Origin of the sequence: Aridibaculum aurantiacum, assembly GCF_017355875.1 — a bacterium.
Lineage (GTDB): Bacteria > Bacteroidota > Bacteroidia > Chitinophagales > Chitinophagaceae > Segetibacter > Segetibacter aurantiacus.
This window is the reverse complement of record NZ_JAFEWC010000001.1, coordinates 2,488,230-2,506,368: the sequence shown is the minus strand read 5'-3', so window position 1 is coordinate 2,506,368 and position 18,139 is coordinate 2,488,230. Positions and strand designations below refer to the sequence as shown.

The window sequence follows — 18,139 nt, the reverse complement described above, 5'->3', positions numbered from 1 at the left end:
TAAAATGAAATTATTAGTAAACATCAGCAGGATATTAGTAGGCGTATTATTCATTTTTTCGGGATTGGTAAAGGCAAACGATCCACTTGGTTTAAGCTATAAGATGCAGGAATTTTTCGAGGTGTGGGGGCTGCATGGCTTAAATGACTATACGCTCATGTTATCGGTGCTGATGAATGGATTTGAGATAGTAGCCGGTGTAGCTGTATTGCTTGGGTGGCGTATGCGGCTGTTTAGCTGGCTGCTGCTTATTCTCATTATCTTTTTCACTTTTCTTACCGGTTATGCATTGTTTTCGGGTAAAATAAAAACCTGTGGTTGCTTCGGCGATTGCCTGCCACTTTCGCCCACTCAATCATTTTGGAAAGACATTTTCCTGTTGGTGCTCATAGTGATCATCCTTGTAAAACACCAGCTGGTAAAGCCGGTACTGCCTGCTATCACAAATAATTTTCTAATATTTCTTTCAATAGCTTTTTGCATTGTAGGGCAATGGTATGTGCTAACATATTTACCTGTTGTGGATTGCCTGCCTTATAAGATCGGCAACAACTTGCAGGAACAAATGAAAACGCCGGAAGGTGCATTGCCAGATAGCTTTGCCATTAGTTTTAAATACAGGAAAGACGGCAAAGATTTGGTCTTCGACATGAACAACTTTCCGGAGGATTTTGACGAAGAGAAGTACGAGTATGTAGACAGGATACAAAAGCTGGTAAGACCGGCAACGGGCCAGGCTGCCATTGCAGATTTTGTTTTACGAAATACACAAGGTGGTGATATAACAGATTCTATTCTTAACCAGCAAGGACAGTATATAATGTTGTTTGTAAAAGACGCTGGTACTGCCGGTAAAAATTGGATAGAACATGCCAGTGTGGTAGCAAAAGCGGCTGCGGCTAAAGGCATTCCTATGTATATAGTTACGGCTACGGTAACACAGGTGCAGTCGCAGTTGTACAATGTTGACAACATCCACATCGTCATGGGCGATGCCACCATCATCAAAACAGCAGCGCGTGTTAACCCAACCTATTTTGTAATGGACGGAGCATTTGTGAAAGGAAAATTTGCGAATTCTAATTATGAGAAGGTAGTGGAGATGCTGAAGTGAATTTTAGGTATGAAGTATGAGGTATCAGGTATGAGATGTGGTGTAACTGTTTAGTTAGTTAACCACTACCTCCTTGATTACTTTATCTCCCAGTGCTTCATTCACTCTTTCAATGATCTCTTTCTTTTGGTAAATGAGTTCGTTGCGGAGCGGACCTACATTAGTGCGTATGAATAGTGTGCCGTTCACAATTTGTATCTTATCTGTGTAGCGTGCAATGGTTTTTCCCATAAGTTTTTCCCATAGCGCTTCTATTTGCAGCGCTTGTATGCGCGGCTTCATCCTGCTCTTTTCCAGGAAAACTCTTAGTGCTTCACCAATAGACATTTCAGACATACAGCTAAGGTACAACCACCTGGTGTAGTTAAGGAAGTTGTGGAAAAGTAGCATTTGATACGGAGAGTGAAAAGTGATGAGTGAAACCAGAAACAAGAAACCAGAAACAATAAACCAGAAACAAGAAACCAACAACCAGTTTACTCCAACCCAATCAACTGGAAAGGCACCTGTAGTTGTTGTAGCGCCAGCTGCAGTCTTTCGCGGTGGGTATCGGTAATGAATACTTGTCCGTCGTTCTCAACGCAAACGCGGTAAAGCAGGTTGTTCATACGATCAGCGTCGAGTTTCTCAAATACATCATCCAGCAGCAGGAGCGGAGCGAAGCCTTTTGCATGCTTTAATTCCAGGAATTCCGTAAGCTTCAATGCGAACAGCAGGCTTTTACGTTGTCCCTGCGAGGCAATATTTTTAAAATTCTTTCCATGCATTTCAATCTCTATATCATCTTTATGAATACCCAGCGTAGTGCGTTGCAGCAGCATGTCCTTCTGCCGAAAGATATTCAGCAGGTTGGCAAAATTGTCTTCGTGCAACGGGCTGTAGTAGGTAAAACGGACAGGTTCTGAAACACCAGCGATCTGCTGGTATGCATCAGCAACAGCCGGAAGAAACCGGCTTAGGAATTCCTTTCTTTTGTTATAGATGATGGTGCCCGGTTGCACCAGTTGATCGTTCAGTATCTCCAGCAGTCCTTCATCCAGGTAGCCTTTTTCCGCGGATGATTTAAGCAGGCTATTTCGTTGCTGTAAGATCTTGTTATAGTCTATCAGCCACTGCAGGTAGTTTGGGTCGAGCTGGCTTAGTAAAGTATCTAAAAATTTGCGTCGTATGTCGCTGTTGCCTATCACCAGCTCTACATCATCAGGGGCAATAATAACAGCCGGGAACTGCCCGATATGGTTGCTGAATTTTTTATAGTCTTCGCCGTTGCGGCTGATCTCTTTCTTATTGTTTTCCCTGACAATGCAAACCACCTTTTCTTGTTGGTCATGCTTTACAAAATTTCCTTCCACCCGTAGTCCCTGCATGCCATGATGCACATTAGCTGATTCTGATTTAGTGAAATAGCTTTTGGTAAAACAGAGGTAATAAATGGCATCGAGCAGGTTGGTTTTGCCCAGGCCGTTATTGCCGTGAATGCCCACTACACGTTCGGAAAAATTGTAAGATGCCGAAAGATAATTTTTGAATTGTATGATAGAAATCTTCTGTAGCCGGAGCATGGATGCAAGATAGAAGAAATGCTGAGTAGATAAGGGCTTCACCTACTTGTATGGCCTAAATAGTAGAAGGCTCTATTACATGTTAAGGACAGCTGCGCAAGTGCTGGCGCGTGCTTAATCATCCATATCTACTTCAATGGGTTTGCTTGCGGTTCTCATCCACTTCTTTGCACCTAGTTTAAAAAGATAACCAGATACTCCTGTACTTGCCCATATCTTGATCACGCTATTGTAAAGCATAGGAGAAAGCTTTTTTACCAGTTTGTATTTCCTTACATCGCTTCGCAGCCGCTTGTAGATCTCACGGTCATAGTTTGTAAAAATGCTTTTGTCAAAGCGATCATGCTCTATTGCTCTTGCTATAAATTCCGCAGCTATTAAACCCGAAATCATGCCTGGTCCTATGCCTTCACCGGTGGTAGGGCAAACAAGCGAAGCAGCATCACCAACTAACAAATAGCCGTCACCATACACATTCCTTTGTTGCGATGCGAAAGGCAATCCCCAACCAATAGGTTTTTCTAAAGGAGTGGCTCCAGCAAAGCGGTGTGCGATGGCCGGATCTTCAGTGATGAGTTGATGAAACAACTTCTTTAGATCAATTGAATTCTTTTTGATAAGATCACTTACAAGGCCACAGCCAACATTAGCCTCGTCGTTAGCTAATGGAAAGATCCACAGGTAAGCCAGTGGCAAAGACTTGGGAAGGTAAACTTCCATCCTGTTCTGTTCATTGAACCCGCTGATGCCTTTCCAATACTGCCTTAGTGCACCTGCATAATGAGCACGATCAATCTTACGCTCCCCCAAACAACGTAGTACTGTAGAATGATCTCCATCGGCACCAACAATCATATCGGCTTTGATGGTAAGTGGCTCATTATTTCGAATAGCTGTAATGATCCATTTGTTGTTCTCTCGTCTTATAGATTTAACTGCAGTTCCTTGCATGAAGTCTGCATAAACAGGATCGAGCTTCGAGACCAGGAAGTTGTCGAAATAAGCACGTTTGCTCACCAAGAAGAATGGCAGCGAACCATCTTGTTTATCAATATCGAAATGCAGCTGTTTCTTCTTTGAAATGATCACGCTTGCTCCCCACGAATTAGTAAAATGGTTGTTCTGTATTATCTCGTTCTGTACAATGTTAGGATCAAGTTGATTCAGTACCCTCATCACCTTTAGATCTATAGCGTCTCCACAAACCTTATCTCGAGGAAAAGATGCGGCATCTACTATTATATGCCTGATATTCTTTTTAGATAAAAACAACGAAGTAGTAGCGCCCGCAGGTCCTGCACCTATGATGCATACTTTGGTTTGGATGGTTGGCTGTAACATGCGTGTATTGCAGGAGATATGTGCGTTGAAGATAAGGTGAGGCAAGTGAATATTCATGTTTCACTTTCCTTATCAGGTGCATTGGATTTTTTTGTTGCATTGGTACTTCTGGACACTCTATGTAAAAAGTTGCTGGTTCCATTTTTTTGCAAGTACTTCATTCACTATGGATCACTCTCACCGATACTTTGTACTTCACAAACCATACAACATGGTATCGCAGTTTGTGAGCTCACATGATGTAGTGTTGCTGGGAGATATAAACTTCAATTTTCCTGCGGGTACACATGCTATTGGAAGATTAGATAATCACTCTGAAGGGTTGTTGTTGCTAACAACAAATAAAGCAATAACCAAAAAGCTTTTCCAGGGAACAGTACCGCATACACGCAAATACCTGGTGCAGGTAATGCATGTTGTGTCGGAAGAAACAGTACAAAACCTGCGAGATGGAGTTAGTATTCAGATTAAGGGAGGTGAGTACTATACAACTATTCCTGCTGAAGTAGAGATTGTGGATGAACCGTACAAGTTCATCCATTCCACCTTCAATGAAACACTGTATGTACAGCGCTCATGGCTGATGATAACAATGGTGGAAGGAAAATACCACCAGGTAAGAAAAATGGTGGCTGCTGTAGGTCATAAATGCTGCCGCCTTATCAGGGTTGCAATTGAAGATATTGAACTAGGTGATTTGCCACCCGGAGGTGTAAGAGAGTTGAATGAAGAAGATTTCTTCAGGCTATTGAAACTGGAAGAGTAGGCGCTGGTTTATTATTTAGTACCATCGCAAGAAAAACTTTTTTGGGATGTAAAACATTGACCAAGACCTTTGCGGCATGACCAATGAAAGACGAGAGAAACTGTTGAGTGTACTTAATAGACGACAAACAAACCTGACTGTAGTTTTAGAAAATGTATTTGATCCGCATAATGTTTCAGCAGTTATGCGTACATGCGATTCGGTTGGAATACAGGACATATTTATTCTTAACAACAAGATCCCTCCTCATAGAACCTGGGGATTTAGAAGCAGTAGTACTGCCAGTAAATGGCTGACCATTCACCAGTACACGGATGCGCAGGAATGTATGGATGAATTGAGGAAGCGCTATGACAAAATCTTAACAACCCACCTCGGCAGCGATTCCGTAAGTTTATATGATATAGATTTTACATGTAGTGTAGCACTTGTTTTTGGAAATGAAAAGCATGGTGTAAGTGAAGAGATAAGGGCGATGGCTGATGGTAATTTTGTTATTCCGCAAGTTGGTATCATTCAAAGCCTGAACATTTCTGTTGCGTGTGCAGTTTCTATATACGAGGCTTACAGGCAAAAAACATTAGCAGGTCATTACCAGCAGGCGTCACTGCCACAGGAAGTACTTAATAGTTTATATACTGAATGGGGCTTCAAAGAAGAGGACATTCCTGCAAGCGAAGCTTAAAAAAACATTTTATGAGAGCAACATTATTGGCAATTGGGTTGTTTGTAACTGTAGCACTAAGTGCTCAAAAAACAGATGCAGCAAAAACAAGTATTCAAAAAGTATCTGTAAAGGAGCTACGAACAATCATGGATACCACGTCAGGTCCGCTGATCGTAAACTTTTGGGCTTCGTGGTGTGGCCCTTGTATACGAGAGATACCCTGGTTTGAAGAAGGCGTTGCAAAATCAAAAGTTCCAGTAAAACTGCTGCTGGTAAGTTTAGATTTTCCTGAGGCTTATCCTAAACAACTCACCACTTTTGTTCAGAACAAGAAGTACAAGAGCGAGGTCGTTTTTCTGAACGAGACCAATGCAGATTATTTCATTCCTTTAATAGATCCTAAATGGACAGGTGCAATTCCTGCATCTATATTTATCAATAACAGCAAAAAATATTACCAGCTTTTCAATCACCAGATACCAGAACCAAGATTTGAATTGGAGCTGGAAAAGTTGGTGAAGTAAGCGGTTAATTTTTATAGGTCACCCTTGTTATTGTCGGATAGCTACTACAAGTATAACTATACGGTAAATAAGTTGGCAGGTCCATTGATCTTACCTGCGGCTCTGTAAAGGCTAATGTTTTCAACGAAAAATTTGATCCGTTGTACCCTGCTATTGAATGATTGTTTTCCATAGTTATGTGGCTTTACCTTTTAACTCCCAATGATCTTTAATTATATTTCCTTCGCTATCCGATTTTAATCGACGTGCATATCTTTCACCTTTTACTACTCCCTGGTCGTTTCTTTTACCAATAAAAAGTAGAATAGGGTTTCCTTCGTCATCTGTTTTAAATGAGATATCGTTGTTTCGAAACCTCATGTCAACCATTGTTGATGGTTCATATTTCTTCTGCAATTTCTTCTCAAGTTCTGGTCCCAGTGTCCTGCTCATTGCTCAATCTTTTATTCTGGTTTCTTCCAGGAATTTACTGAATGAAATAACCTTGATTGTGTATGAACACCAATGATGCGGTCATTTCTTACATTCTCGCCTTTCTTCTCTTGTTCCACTTTAATTACTCCAATTATCCTGCACTTTACGATGCAGCCTGGAAAAGTAGGAGCATCTGTAAGCACCATGATATCAAGTGGGTCACCATCTTCAGCAAGCGTGAATGGTACAAAGCCAAAATCAAATGGAAAAACAAGCCCGGCTGGCAAAGATCTTTTCAATTGAAATCCACCTGTTTCATGATCGTAAACATACTTGTTCCTGCTGTTCTTTGGTGTTTCAATTACAGCTTGTATTTCATCTGTACCAGCTGTATACGGACCAGGTAATTTCATATAATAAATCTTTCAAAAGTCGTACCTGTAGCGGGTTACAGCTGTTTCATCTCCTTACTATGAGGTGATAGTTCTACATTGAAGAACAAGTTCATTACAGCTGTAACGTCTTGGGAAATCGTAACCAACAAAAAAGGAGAACCATTTGGTTCTCCTTTATATAAACTTCAAATTCTTTCTTTATCCTTTTGTTCTTTTGATGGTACAACCAACAGATCTTGTTTCTTTCAGCGAAACATCGTGGCCTGCACGTACTTCTTCCATAGCTAGTTTAGCATGCTTACGTTGCGCTTTATCAGCTAAATGATTATCATCGATAGCGCCATGATAAACCAGTTTGCCAGTGGCATCAAACAAGAATAATTCAGGAGTACGAGTAGCGCCAAAAGCATTTGCCAGTTTGCTCTTTTCATCTACCACATAAGGTACATTTTTATAACCCTGGTTGTTTGCATAAGCCATCATCGCTTCGTACGAATCTTCATCAGAACGCATGCCTTCATTACTGTTGATGATGATAACGCCAAATCCTTTTTCTTTTGCTTCTTTGATTGTCTCCCTCGTTCTTTCCTGGTAACGTACCACATACGGACACGTGTTGCAACTAAACATTACTAACACACCAGCTTTGCCTGCTACATCTCTTATCGAGTAATGTTTACCATCTGTGGCTTTCATCTTTGTAGTTGCCATCGGGATAGTAGTGCCTATTGCTATGGGCTGAATATTTTCTTGTGCAACTACACTTGTCGCCATTAAGGCAATACAAGCAGATAAGATCAAGTTTTTCATTTTTATCAATTTTGTTTTGTCAATTTAGGTAATACTTCTTTCTCAATCAAACCACTCAACTCTTTTTGTTTCCGTTCCTCCGCTTCGGCTTTCAGGTAGGTTATGCTTACGTTCAGTTCAAAGCCTATAAGCAGGATGAGAGAGTTCAAATAGATCAACAACATTAAGATCATTACGGTTCCTATTGAGCCATAAACTTTGTTATAGTTTCCAAAGTTGTTCACCCAAAATGAAAATGCAGTGGTGGTAACAATGGTCAAAAAAGTAGCAAGGATAGCTCCGGGTGAAAATGTTCTCCATCGTTTGGTAACTGAAGGAGCGTATTTGTAGATGAAAGCGATGCCGTAGAAAAATAATGACAAGGTGATCAACCATCTTAGTACCAACACTAACAAGATTTGCGAGCCTGAAAGATTTAGCCATTGAACGATCTTCTCGAAGACTATTCCCTGGCCAATAAGGAGCAATACCATTCCTACCACCATTCCCATCAGGATCACAGTAAGCTTCATTGCCTTCCATCTTTCCCTGATAAATCCAAGTTCTTGCTTGTGATAAAAGATAGATTTATCGAACGTGTTTATAATTCCAAGCACAGCGTTGGATGAATAAAATATCATTAGGATGAAGCCAAAAGACAGCAGCCCGGTACGCGGCGTGTTTAGAAAATCCTCAAGGAAATTATTTACAAAAATGTAAGTACTCTGGTTGGGAGTAAGGTCACGCGTTAGGCGTAATATTTCTGATGTGATGGTTGCAGATAAGGGTAGATACGGAATAAGGGTGAATAGAGCAATACAGGCAGCAGGAATGGCCATTATGAAGTTGAATGATATAGCTGAAGCTCTTTCATTCAATCCAACCTTGTTGATCTGTTTCCAGAAGAATAAACCAACATCGTAAAGTGGGACACCTTGGAAGCCTGGCAAAACAAGCTGTTTGCTTTTATGCGCAATAAAAGCTACAGGTTTTGACTTTAATAATATCTTCTCTATTCGCTTCACAGGCCGCTGTTTGCTTTCTGACGTTTTGCTATCAATTCATCAAGTGCCCGTTGGTATTCTTTCGCATATTTCAGGTGGTCAGCATAATTGGTGGTGAAAGTATGGTAGCCGGAAAAATCACTTTTCGCTACAAAGAACAAGTAGTTGGTGCGAGGTGCATCCAATACAGCATCTATTGTAGTGGAAGATGGAGTACAAATTGGTCCGGGAGGCAATCCCTGGTTCCTGTAGGTATTGTACGGCGACTCTACCTGCAGGTGCTTTTCGTAAATACGCTTCAGGCTAAAATCCTGTAGTGCGAACTTGATGGTAGGATCTGCTCCAAGTGGCATGCCTTGCTGCATGCGGTTGATGTAAACACTGGCTACATTCCCTTTTTCGTCATGCTTATTGGTTTCTTCTTCTACTATGGATGCGATTATATAAACCTGCTTTGGTGTAAGCCCTAGTTGTTCTGCTTTCTCTTGCCTGTTCTTCTTGCTCCAAAAGGTTTCCTGCTCTTTCTTTAACCGTTGGAAGATCTTATTGGTTGGCGTGGTCCATTGTATTGAATAGGTATTTGGAATAACTACGGTCATCACCGTGTGCTCGTCTACATTAAGCTTTGCAAGACTATCCGGATTATTCATATAGCTGATAACATCTACTGAATCAATTTCAAAGTTCTTACCTATGATGCGCGCCAGGTCTTGTTTTGTCCTGATCTTATTGATAACGAGGTTTACGGGCGATTGGCGATTGTTGCGTAATGTTCTTGCAATATTCAGCAGGCTTTCGCCTTTTTTGATCTCGTACCTTCCTGGCTTTACTTTTTCCCATACATCCATCTGGTTTGCGATCACTTCGAATATACCGGGGTTCTTCACCAGGTTGCTGTCCCTGATGGTTGCCATAACAGATGCTTTGTCTGCCTTGCCTGTGTTTATGTACAGGTATTTTTTCTTTTGCGTGAATGAAGTAGCAGAACCAACAACAAGCCAACCTATTATAGCTGCAGCTACTAATGCTAATGCTACCAGTGAGAGTATTATCTTCTTCATAATAATGAGGCTGAAAATAAACAAAAACCCTGTCTAAAATTTAGACAGGGTTGAATATTATATAGATGTTTTGATCTACTACTGAGGCTGCTGCTGTGCAGGCGCTGGCTGAGCCGGAGCTTGTTGCGCAGGTGCAGGTGCTGGTTGTGCAGGAGTTTGCTGTGCTGGTGCAGCTCCTTGTGATGTATTGATCTTATTTAAGATGTTGTTATTGTTGCTGCTGCTTCCAGACATGAAGAAAGAAGAGAACAGGCACAAAAGAGCAATAACGATAGCGAAGATCCATGTACCTTTTTCCAGTACATCGTTGGTTTGTTTTACACCCATGAACTGGTTGTTGATACCAGCGATGTTTCCAGCAAGACCACCGCCTTTAGGATTTTGAACCAGTATGATGAAACCAAGAATGAAGCACGATAATACGATCAGGATAAGGAACAGTAGGGTCATTTCAGCTTGCTTTTAGATTTTTTATTTTGTCGGCAAAGTAAGCGCTTTTGTGGGGATTCAAAAAACTTAATTTGGTATATAATTGAATGGCTTTTTCATGCTTTCCCTGCTTTTCCAGAACCTGTGCCATAGCCTCTGTAACTACTTCACGCACAGTGTTTGATGTGTCTGCATCTTGCTGTACTTCGGCATCAGCAGGTTCTCCTTCATTCTCTAAAGCATCTTCAGGTCCCAGTTTTTTCATATGCTTAAGCCACTGCGTAAACCTTCTCAGCTTCTTGCCTAATTTATCCTGTGGGTTTGCTTCCAGGTCAAGTTTAATGCCCTGGCTGGCAAAATAATCAATGGCATGGTAGGGGTCTATGGGTATCAATGCATCATTTCCGCCCTTTGCTACTTCGTCTGTAGTAGCATCCAACATAGCTTTTATATTCTGAAACATCAGTTCATGCTCATCAGGTGCATCATCAACCAGTGCAAGTGCGGAAGTTGATTCAGCAGGTTTATTTATATTTTCTTCTTCTACTTCTTCAATGAATGCCAGTGTAGTTTCATCAACTGGGCGAGAAAGTGCCGCCAGCTCTTCTTCTGCTTGCGAAGTTGTTGGCTCATTAAAAGCGGGTTCTTGTTCTATAGGAAGAGTAGTTACCCGGTTTTCTTCTAACCCTGTAGCAGCATCGCCTGTAGTGGTGAAAGGTGGTTCTGTAACTTCCATGGCAACCGGGCCAGGCTCCCCCAGGTGTTCATGCGCCAGTTCACTGGCAGCTTCTATTTCATCTTGTGTAAATTCTGTCGTAATAGGAACTTCCTCATCCAGGGCAGGTATAGGTTCTGGATCAGCAAGCTGTTCATGCGCCAGTTCACTGGCAGCCTCTATTTCATCTTGTGTAAATTCAGTAGTAATAGGAACTTCTTCATCCTGGGCAGGTAAAGGTTCTGGTTCAGCCAGGTGTTCATGGGCCATTTCACTGGCAGCTTCTATTTCTTCTTGTGTGAATTCTGTAGTAATAGGAACATCATTTTCCTGTCTGGTAATCTGATCTGGCTCCTCCTGGAGTTCTGGCTCGCTATCACTTTCATCTAAACCTTCATTATTTATAGGTGCTGGATCTTGGTGGATCCGTTGGGAGGCTTCTTCAGCTGTTTCCTGGTGTTGTAATTCATCACCATGTTCTATATCTACTGTTGTGTGTCCTGTTGAAGTTTCATTATCAAATGCAGGTTCCTCTTCAAATATGCCAGTAGTTTCTGTTGCTGTACTGGTTATGTCCTCTTCAGCTGTTCCTATATTTAGATCCGCTTCTTCACTAGGAATTTTTCCTTCTTCTGGGAACACATAATCTTCTTTTGCACTTTCAGTTGTAGAACTAATAGATTCTATTGATGTAGTAGAGTTTTCTTCAACAGTTTGTTCTGTAGCAGGTTGATTGTAACTAGCACTTACGTTTTCGGTTGTTTCGCCATCTGCTAAAATATGGAGGTCGGTAGGAGGGAAGTTTAACAGCTGGTAGTGCAGCCAGTATGGATTGCTAATGTAAATAGAAGCCTTCTGCAGCTGCTTTTGAAAAGCTTTGTCTTCTTTCATTTTTAGCCGCTTTGCCAGCAGCAAATGTCCTACAGAAAAAAATGGATAATCCTGTGTTAGCTGTTCTAGTTTTTCTACCGGTACTTCATCTATATTTCCATTACCAGTAAGATAATAGAGTGCTTTATCTAAAGAAGGATTCATGCGGTGAAAATACAACTAGCTACCAATTGGAAAAAATACGGTTGAAAATTTCGTCTGTTAGCGTACGCATGATCTCATCCTGCAATCCTTGCTCTGCCTGGTTTCGCGAAAGATTTGCATTGAAGTCGAAGTTGCGCGTTACATCAAACTCTTCCGTCTTATTAGTAAGTGTATTGGTGAAAGTGATATGAACAGTAATGGTAAGCCTGTTGGTTGCCGCTGTTTGATTTGATATACCTGCGGTAGAAATAAAATCTTCAGCTATAAATCCGCTGATAAGGTAATGCGCATCATCATTGTTGGTTCGGGTAAGGCGCGTTTGGTTGGTGATCTTTTGTTGTAGCCTGTCAGTAAGTTGAGGACTCAACTGCGGGTTTACATAGCGCGCCCTGTTTTCTATAAAACCAATTTTTACTGTCTTAACATCAGGAGGAATACTGCCTACATCCGTGAACCTATAGATATTACATGATGAAAAACAAATGCTTGCAAGCGCTACCAGCATAACAACTATTATGTGTTGTATAGCAGCTACTCGCTTAGTGGTTTTTGTTATTATAAACTTGTTTTCAATCTTCATATCAATAGGGGCGGGTGGAGGTCTTATTCATCAATGTCGTATTCTTTCAGTTTCCTGTACAATGTTCTTTCACTTATACCCAGATCAGCCGATGCATCTTTTCTTTTTCCTTTATGTTTTTTCAGCGCTTTTATGATCAGCTCTTTTTCCTTATCCATGATGTTCAGTGACTCTTCCACCTCTTCGTGATGATGGATATCATCGTGAATAAAAACCGGCTGCCCATGTCCAATTGCATTGTGCGGATGCGGGTGCAATGGCGCAACAGCATGCGCAGGTTGATATTCCTGGTGAGGCTGCTGGTGATGATATTCCTGCATCATATCGCGTGCATAGGCTGTAGCAACATTCAATGCACTTGGATTTTGTACAATCTCAACAAACATCTTCTTTAGCTCAGTTACATCTTTCTTCATGTCGAAGAAGAGCTTGTAAAGAATTTCCCTTTCGTTAGAAAAGTCAGCACCACCACCATTATTGTTGTTGTGCTGGTTGGCCAACATGGGGAGCCGGTTGATATTGTTTGCTTCTGGTAAGAACTGTTTTAGTTGTTGTGCTGTCACTTGTTTATCTACACTCAGCACCGACATCTGCTCTGCAATATTCTTCAACTCCCGTACATTTCCCTTCCACGGGTAACGGATTAACAGGTTTTTGGCTTCATCATCCAGTTGAATAGGTGTGGTTTTATAACGCTCAGCAAAATCAACTACAAACTTTCTAAACAGGATCAGGATATCTTCCTGGCGGTCGCGTAAAGAAGGTACGCGGATAGGAACTGTACTCAACCTGTAATATAGGTCTTCGCGGAAGCGGCCATTCTGTGTAAACTCTAAAAGATCGCGATTGGTAGCAGCTATTACTCGTACATCAGTCTTCTGCACTTTAGAAGAACCCACACGAATAAATTCACCGGTTTCTAATACACGAAGCAGTCGCGCTTGCGTACCTATGGGCATTTCACCAATCTCATCCAGGAAAATAGTTCCACCATTTACTGTTTCAAAATATCCTTTACGACTGTCTACAGCTCCGGTAAAAGATCCTTTTTCATGACCAAACAATTCCGAGTCGATGGTGCCTTCAGGAATCGCTCCACAGTTAACAGCAATGAAAGGATTATGCTTGCGGGCTGACAGTGCATGGATGATCTGGGAAAAAACTTCCTTACCTACACCGCTTTCACCTACTATCAGCACGCTCAGGTCCGTATTTGCTACCTGCGTAGCTACATGAAGTGCGTGATTGAGAGCAGGGCTGTTACCTATAATCCCAAACCTGTTTTTTATTGATTGAAGATCCATTGATGATCCTGGATTTTGTGGTTATCGTTCGACCATGGTCGTTTATACAATCTCACCTATTAAGGTAGCGCCTGTTGCAGCAGTTACCTTTACATGTACATAATCGCCTTTGGCTAAAGGAGTAATGTTTTTAGGAAAAACAAGCACTTTATTCTGGCTTGTTCTGCCTGCCCAGTCGCTGTCACTCTTTTTAGAATTACCTTCTATCAGTACTTCAAAAGTTTTCCCGATATCTAGGAGGTTGCTTTGTTGCGACATGCGGTTCTGCAGCTTCACTATTTCATCCAGTCGTCTCTTCTTTACATCAAGCGGGACATCGTCTGTAAAGCGGCGTGCAGCCAGTGTGCCCGGACGTTCGCTGTAAAAGAACATATAGCTCATGTCGTACTTGCTATACTCCATAATGCTGAGCGTGTCCTGGTGATCTTCTTCTGTTTCAGTGCAGAAGCCAGCTATTATGTCGGCGCTGATGCTGCAGTCTGGCATGATCTCCTTGATCCTGTCCACCTTTGCCATATACCACTCGCGGGTATAGGTGCGGTTCATCAGTTGAAGAACACGTGTACTACCGCTCTGTACCGGCAGGTGAATGTATTTGCAGATGTTGTTGTATTTAGCCATTGTGAACAACACCTCGTCTGTTATGTCTTTTGGATGAGAAGTGCTAAAGCGAACGCGCAGTAATGGATCTATAGAGGCCACCATTTCCAGCAGTTTTGCAAATGTGATCGTCAGGTCTTTTTGCTCATCCATCCAATAGTAGCTGTCTACGTTTTGACCAAGTAATGTCACTTCCCTAAAGCCCTGGGTAAACAGATCTCGGCACTCGTTAACGATACTATCTGCATCGCGGCTTCTTTCGCGGCCGCGGGTAAACGGAACCACGCAAAAGCTGCACATATTATTGCACCCACGCATAATGCTTACAAAAGCAGTGATGCCGTTACTATTTAAACGAACAGGTGAAATGTCAGCATACGTTTCATCGCGACTAAGAAGTACGTTCACACCTTTTTGTCCTGTCTCTGCTTCTTTAATAAGTTGTGGCAACGAACGGTATGCATCAGGGCCAACCACCAGGTCTACAAGCTTTTCTTCTTCCAGCAGTTTACCTTTCAGCCTTTCTGCCATACAACCCAACATACCAACCAGCATGCTTCGGCGCACGAGTTTCAGTTTGCGAAATTCTGTAAGTCGTTTACGAACGGTCAGTTCAGCTTTTTCACGGATCGAGCATGTATTGAGCAGGATCAGGTCGGCTTCTTCTACATTTTGCGTTGCGCCAAAACCTTCATTGTATAATAAAGAAGCTACAATTTCGCTATCTGAAAAATTCATTGCGCAGCCATAGCTTTCTATGTAGAACTTTTTCTTAAAAACATTCGGCTCCTCTGCAAAGGGTGCAAATGCCTCACCCTGCCTTGCTTCGTCATGTGTCTTTTCCTGTAGTTCAAGGGTTTTCATCCACAAAAATTTGAGGCTGCGAAAATAGGTAAATATTAGCTGTGGTGACAGTTTGGCAGCAACTAAACAATCATAAAATTAGCAGCAACTTCTTTTGAGGAAGCACTTTTCATAATTCAGATGATGTAAAAGCTATAGTCCTTCTGCAGGTTTCTTTGAAGAATACAACCACAAGTATCCTACAATCATAGAAGCGAATGAAGCCACTAGTACAGCTATTTTAGAAATATCCTGGAACTGCTTGTCTTCAAAAGCAAGTGTAGAAATGAAAATAGACATCGTGAAACCTATTCCTGCAAGAATACCTGCACCAGCCATTTTGAAGAAGTTGGTGTTAGTTGGCAGATCCGCCAACCTAAGTTTTATTAGGATATAGGTAGAAAGGAAAATGCCTAATGGTTTTCCGAGGAACAAGCCCAGCATAATACCCCATGGAAGTGCACTATTCAATATTCCAACGCCACCGCCTGGTATAACGATAGCCGTATTTGCTAATGCGAAAATCGGCATAACCAGGAAGTATACTGGGTGGTGCAACTTGTTTTCGTAGCGCGTAAGCAGTCTTACCGGTACGAGGAAAGCGAAGATCACACCTGCTACAGTAGCATGGATGCCGGAATTGAACATGCAATACCACAATAGCAGACCAAGTAAAATATGGATAACACCAAAGTGCCTGCTCCGTTTGTTCAAGAAATAGATGATGATAACAATAGCCACACAAGCTAGTAACAACCACAAATTAATAGTGCCACCATAAAAGAGTGCAATTATCAGAATAGCACCTAAATCATCAATGATTGCGAGCGCAGTTAAAAAGATCTTTAGCCCTATAGGTGCACGCTTACCTAGTAAGGAAGCAATACCGAGTGAAAAGGCAATGTCGGTAGCTGTAGGAATACCCCAGCCGCCCTGGTACACGCTGCCATAAGTAAACAGGAGGAAAATGAGTGCCGGCGCTATCATTCCGCCGAGCGCACCGGTAATTGGCAGCAGTGACTGGCGGAAACTCGAAAGTTCGCCTTCTACCATTTCGCGTTTTATTTCCATTCCAACCAGGAAAAAGAACACCGCCATCAGGCCGTCATTTATCCAGTGCAGAAGAGAGTGGGGAAGGTGAAGTGTTTCAAAAATGTGGAACTCTATATTCCAGAAGTTTGAATAGGTATCGCCGTCTGGTAGATTTGATATAATTAAAGAGATAAATGTACAGGTAAGTAATACTACTCCTATAGCCCGGCTGTCGTTGAAAAATTCAAATAATGGATTAAGAAATCGTCTTTTAAGTACACTAAACATTCATCAATAATTTGGGGTGCAAAGTAACAGAGAATTTCCTTAGCCCCTAAATGTTTGAACATCATTGTCCAAATAACTCGAACTTAGTTTTGGGACGCCTGTCTTCGTACCATTGAAAACCTCTTACACGCATTTCACCATGGTTTACCTGGCGCATAGGGTAGATGGTTCCTTGTAGGTTATTGCGCAGCACCACCTTGTGCGGTTTCTGATCTTTGAAATAAACATCAATCACATCGCTGGTAGAGCGATTTACGCCAAGAAAGCTACTGTCTTCATCGGTAGCATAATAGATATTTTCTGCACTGCCACGTGCGCTGAAAAAGTCGATACGACCTTCTTTGAAATCACCTTGTATGGTGGTTCCTTTCACCTGGTTGAACAGGTCTTTTTGCGCCTTGCTAATAGCAATAGCATTTTCAAAAGCAAAAAACTTCTGTGGCTTTTGCTGGTGGGTGTATAGATAAATTGTATCGCCGGTCACCTGGTTTTCCTGCGACCAAACTACCGGGCTTTTGAATAAACGGAAAGCAGAATCACGAAAGCTGTAGAACATACTATCGCCCACAGCCTGCATACTATCAGAAAATATGCGCACATTATAATACGCCTCGATAAAGCGGTTGTTGCTGCTGTCTTTAGTATTTACAACAGGAGGTTTAACACCAAATGCGCTATCGAAAATATTAGGTACCGGTCGCTCTTTCTCAAGGTCGGTAAGTTTAGCAGTATATAATGTATCCGCTGCTATATAAATGCTGTCGCGCCCTTGCTTGATGATCATTAGCGGCTTTTGCGTAGCAAGCACAGCACCTGTTTTATTGTTTGCCTGTAGGCGGTTTGCCAGGATAACAGATGTGTTGGCTGTGTCTTTTGTTTTGTAAACCACGTTACCCAGCGCATCACTAAATCCTGAAGCATTGTCAAAGGCCAAACGATCTGCTGTTATATTATAGTCTTTGTCATCAACCACCGGCCGCTTTCCAAATTCAGCTGTTTTGTTGCGTAGATCGTAATATCCTTCGGAAGTTTTTACAGTGCGTCCATCAGTAACAATGGTAGTAGGCGAAAGGAAACGAGCAATCTCTGTATATGTATTATATAATAAGGTGTCAGTATTTACCTTGTAAGAAGGATCAGTAAGTACAACTTTTTTCCGGAAAATGATATCCCGGGTTTCGCCATAGTAATCGGCTTCAGTGCTGGTAAGAACCGTTTTGCCGTTTACAACGCGGCCTCCGTTTACATAATTACCTATATGCGTAGCCGTATTGTACTCCAGGTCATTGGTAGTTAAAACGGCTTTGCCATCAGTCAGTCTAACTTTGTTTTTTAGAACAGCCAGTTTTGTCTGTCCAAAATACTTTAAGTATTGCGCGTAAGTGTGTACGCTATCTGCATCATTAATGTGGATATTGCCAAATGCTTCTAATGTATTAGCCGCCTGGTGAACCACAGCGCTATCGCAATAGAATAGGGTTTTACCTTGCCGTAAACGAACATTGCCTGCTAATGAAATAAGATCGCCAACACCTTCTACTTTTTGATAGTTGTACCTATCAGCAATGATTATATCTATACGACGAGTAGTGTCACCAGGTACTTGTGCCAAACCGGTTTTGGCAAAGCTTGCTAGTAATAAGAACAAGAAAAATGGGACAAACTTCTTTTGCATT

19 protein-coding genes are annotated in these 18,139 nt (G+C 41.8%); 4 read left to right on the top strand and 15 right to left on the bottom strand.

What is annotated here, in order from left to right:
* Positions 1-4 precede the first annotated feature (4 nt).
* The gene (locus J4N22_RS10505; protein ID WP_207494018.1) at positions 5-1,114 is read left to right on the top strand and encodes a BT_3928 family protein; all 1,110 of its coding nucleotides are present in this window, start codon (positions 5-7) and stop codon (positions 1,112-1,114) included.
* Between the two features lie 54 nt (positions 1,115-1,168).
* Here J4N22_RS10505 and J4N22_RS10500 read toward each other — a convergent pair whose 3' ends face one another.
* The 3 genes from J4N22_RS10500 to J4N22_RS10490 form a co-directional block, all read right to left on the bottom strand.
* Positions 1,169-1,450 (bottom strand): DciA family protein, encoded by a 282-nt coding sequence (locus J4N22_RS10500; RefSeq protein WP_207494016.1) that lies wholly within the window; start codon positions 1,448-1,450, stop codon positions 1,169-1,171.
* A 140-nt stretch (positions 1,451-1,590) separates the two neighbouring features.
* On the bottom strand, positions 1,591-2,676 hold the full coding sequence (gene recF, locus J4N22_RS10495) for a DNA replication/repair protein RecF (protein WP_207494014.1): 1,086 nt from the start codon (positions 2,674-2,676) through the stop codon (positions 1,591-1,593).
* A gap of 114 nt (positions 2,677-2,790) precedes the next feature.
* The gene (locus tag J4N22_RS10490) at positions 2,791-4,074 is read right to left on the bottom strand and encodes an NAD(P)/FAD-dependent oxidoreductase (RefSeq protein WP_207494011.1); all 1,284 of its coding nucleotides are present in this window, start codon (positions 4,072-4,074) and stop codon (positions 2,791-2,793) included.
* 109 nt (positions 4,075-4,183) lie between these two features.
* Between J4N22_RS10490 and J4N22_RS10485 the strand changes: the two genes are divergently transcribed.
* The 3 genes from J4N22_RS10485 to J4N22_RS10475 all read left to right on the top strand — a co-directional run bounded on the left by J4N22_RS10485 (position 4,184) and on the right by J4N22_RS10475 (position 5,974).
* Complete coding sequence (locus tag J4N22_RS10485) at positions 4,184-4,783, top strand: pseudouridine synthase (RefSeq protein WP_207494009.1); 600 nt, start codon at positions 4,184-4,186, stop codon at positions 4,781-4,783.
* A 76-nt stretch (positions 4,784-4,859) separates the two neighbouring features.
* Positions 4,860-5,468, top strand: a complete 609-nt coding sequence (locus J4N22_RS10480) for a TrmH family RNA methyltransferase (protein ID WP_207494007.1) — start codon at positions 4,860-4,862, stop codon at positions 5,466-5,468.
* A gap of 11 nt (positions 5,469-5,479) precedes the next feature.
* On the top strand, positions 5,480-5,974 hold the full coding sequence (locus J4N22_RS10475; protein WP_207494004.1) for a redoxin domain-containing protein: 495 nt from the start codon (positions 5,480-5,482) through the stop codon (positions 5,972-5,974).
* A 174-nt stretch (positions 5,975-6,148) separates the two neighbouring features.
* On the opposite strand, the gene J4N22_RS10470 is transcribed toward J4N22_RS10475, so the two are convergent.
* The 12 genes from J4N22_RS10470 to J4N22_RS10415 form a co-directional block, all read right to left on the bottom strand.
* A complete protein-coding gene (locus J4N22_RS10470; protein ID WP_207494002.1) occupies positions 6,149-6,406 on the bottom strand; it encodes a hypothetical protein in 258 nt (85 codons plus the stop codon).
* An 11-nt stretch (positions 6,407-6,417) separates the two neighbouring features.
* Positions 6,418-6,801: an inorganic diphosphatase gene (locus J4N22_RS10465; protein WP_207494000.1), complete on the bottom strand. Its 384-nt coding sequence runs from the start codon at positions 6,799-6,801 to the stop codon at positions 6,418-6,420.
* A gap of 180 nt (positions 6,802-6,981) precedes the next feature.
* A complete protein-coding gene (locus J4N22_RS10460) occupies positions 6,982-7,593 on the bottom strand; it encodes a thioredoxin family protein (RefSeq protein ID WP_207493998.1) in 612 nt (203 codons plus the stop codon).
* A 5-nt stretch (positions 7,594-7,598) separates the two neighbouring features.
* The gene (locus J4N22_RS10455; RefSeq protein ID WP_207493997.1) at positions 7,599-8,597 is read right to left on the bottom strand and encodes a YhjD/YihY/BrkB family envelope integrity protein; all 999 of its coding nucleotides are present in this window, start codon (positions 8,595-8,597) and stop codon (positions 7,599-7,601) included.
* The gene (gene mltG / locus J4N22_RS10450; RefSeq protein ID WP_207493996.1) at positions 8,594-9,637 is read right to left on the bottom strand and encodes an endolytic transglycosylase MltG; all 1,044 of its coding nucleotides are present in this window, start codon (positions 9,635-9,637) and stop codon (positions 8,594-8,596) included. Before mltG ends, J4N22_RS10455 begins: the two co-directional genes overlap by 4 nt.
* 78 nt (positions 9,638-9,715) lie before the next feature.
* Positions 9,716-10,087, bottom strand: a complete 372-nt coding sequence (secG, locus tag J4N22_RS10445) for a preprotein translocase subunit SecG (protein WP_207493995.1) — start codon at positions 10,085-10,087, stop codon at positions 9,716-9,718.
* 1 nt (position 10,088) lies between these two features.
* Complete coding sequence (locus tag J4N22_RS10440) at positions 10,089-11,816, bottom strand: hypothetical protein (protein ID WP_207493994.1); 1,728 nt, start codon at positions 11,814-11,816, stop codon at positions 10,089-10,091.
* Positions 11,817-11,835: 19 nt separating this feature from the next.
* A complete protein-coding gene (locus J4N22_RS10435; protein ID WP_242692121.1) occupies positions 11,836-12,396 on the bottom strand; it encodes an LptE family protein in 561 nt (186 codons plus the stop codon).
* A gap of 23 nt (positions 12,397-12,419) precedes the next feature.
* Positions 12,420-13,700 carry a sigma-54 interaction domain-containing protein gene (locus J4N22_RS10430; RefSeq protein WP_207493993.1) on the bottom strand — a complete coding sequence of 427 codons (1,281 nt, stop codon included), beginning with the start codon at positions 13,698-13,700 and terminating at the stop codon, positions 12,420-12,422.
* 42 nt (positions 13,701-13,742) lie between these two features.
* Positions 13,743-15,164: a tRNA (N6-isopentenyl adenosine(37)-C2)-methylthiotransferase MiaB gene (gene miaB / locus J4N22_RS10425; RefSeq protein WP_207493992.1), complete on the bottom strand. Its 1,422-nt coding sequence runs from the start codon at positions 15,162-15,164 to the stop codon at positions 13,743-13,745.
* 132 nt (positions 15,165-15,296) lie between these two features.
* A complete protein-coding gene (gene nhaA, locus J4N22_RS10420) occupies positions 15,297-16,463 on the bottom strand; it encodes a Na+/H+ antiporter NhaA (protein WP_207493990.1) in 1,167 nt (388 codons plus the stop codon).
* Between the two features lie 61 nt (positions 16,464-16,524).
* On the bottom strand, positions 16,525-18,138 hold the full coding sequence (locus J4N22_RS10415) for an OstA-like protein (RefSeq protein ID WP_207493989.1): 1,614 nt from the start codon (positions 18,136-18,138) through the stop codon (positions 16,525-16,527).
* Between the last annotated feature and the right edge of the window lies 1 nt (position 18,139).